The sequence below is a fragment of the Nocardiopsis salina YIM 90010 genome (assembly GCF_000341025.1).
Lineage (GTDB): Bacteria > Actinomycetota > Actinomycetes > Streptosporangiales > Streptosporangiaceae > Nocardiopsis > Nocardiopsis salina.
This window is the reverse complement of sequence record NZ_ANBF01000264.1, coordinates 1-1,548: the sequence shown is the minus strand read 5'-3', so window position 1 is coordinate 1,548 and position 1,548 is coordinate 1. Positions and strand designations below refer to the sequence as shown.

General features: G+C 72.1%; 1 protein-coding gene. It reads left to right on the top strand.

Annotated elements, in window-relative coordinates; genetic code table 11:
- A partial coding sequence (locus tag D474_RS32495; protein WP_017616602.1) for a glycosyltransferase family 2 protein occupies positions 1-1,221 on the top strand: 1,221 nt, incomplete at its 5' end.
- Positions 1,222-1,548 lie beyond the last annotated feature (327 nt).

Below are 1,548 nucleotides of genomic sequence, written 5' to 3'. Positions count from 1 at the left end.
GATCCGGGACGGCACACCCCGCAGCAGGTGCGCGACGAGGTCGCCGCCGGACGCGCGGACGAGCTGTTCGACCCCGCCGCCGCCGACCCGCACTGGATCGAACGCAACATCAACAGGTCCAACCAGCTGCGTACCGCCGGGCGGCTGGCGTACAAGGTCTTCATCGGCGCCACCGGCTCAGTGCACCGCTCGTTGTTCGACCGTGCCGGGGGTCTGGACCCGGAGCTCGTGCTCGGGGGTGACACCGAGTTCGCCTTCCGCCTCCACCAGCAGGGCGCGGTCTTCGTTCCCGACCTCGACACCAGCAGCTGGCACCTGGGCCGCACCCAGATGCAGACACGGCGCGAGGCAGGCTCCCGGTTCCGATCGCCGTACGTGTCCAACCGCGTCCCCGATTTCCACCTGCGGCGAAAGCGCCCCGACCGCCTCTGGGAGGTGCCCTACGTCGACGTGGTCGTGGGTGTGGACGGCCAGACCCTGGAGGCGGTGGACACCACCGCCTCCGCCCTGCTCGACGGGACCACCCCGGACCTGCGGATGTGGCTCGTCGGCCCGTGGTCGGAGCTGGGGGACGGGCGCCGTTCCCCGCTCGACGAGGACCGCCTCGACCTGCGGCTCGTGCAGGAGACCTTCCGCGGCGACCCCCGTGTGCGCTTCGTCGAGTCGCTCCCCGAACGGGATCCGCGGGTGCCGTTCCGCCTCGATGCCCCGGCCGGTTCCCACCCGACCCGCACGGCCGTGGTCGACATGGTGCGCGTGCTCGACCGCAGGGGCGCCGGACTGATGTGCACGCCCCTGCCCGGCGCAACCCGGGCCGGCGGCGGGCTCCTGCGGATGGAACGCGCCAGTTCCTTCGCCCGCGCGCTCCACCTGGAGCCCGACGCCCACGGCACCGACCTGGACCGGGTCGTGGAGAAGGTGGCCGGAACCCACTGGACCCCCGGTGCAGACTTCGTGATCGACGAGGAGGACGGGGGAGAGGAGGCGCCCGCGACCGAGGGCGGATCCGGGAGGCGTGAGAAGTCGGCGGAGCGCAAGGACGCCAAGAGGTCGGAGCGCCGGGAACTCGAGAGGATGAACGCCGAGGAACTGCGCCGCGAACTGGAGCGTGCGCGGAACGAGACCGAACGGCTGGAGGCCCGCGCGCGGCGGGCCGAACGCAAGCTCCGTTGGTCCGCCCCGGGGTTCGGGCGCCGCCTCCTGGGGCGGGTGCTGCGTTGATGGCGGCCGCTGCGGGCCCCTGAGCGGGACGGACCGACCGGTCCTGCCCTTAGGCCTGCCTCAGGTGGCGGACCGCCCCTCGGTGTGCGACACGCATTCAAGTCAACACTCTGGGTGATGGTGTTGGTTACTCTGAGTCCGCGTCAGTACACACGATCCCCGGGAGGCCCCCGTGACCACCGACGTTCCCGGCACCGAGGCCCCCGGAGCGCGGGTCCCCGGGACCGACACCCGGATCAGAAAATCCCCCGGCCCCTACGAGGTCGGGCGCCCTTGGGTGGTGCGCAACGACTATGCCTCCGTCGAGGTCCCGGTTCTGGGGGAGTG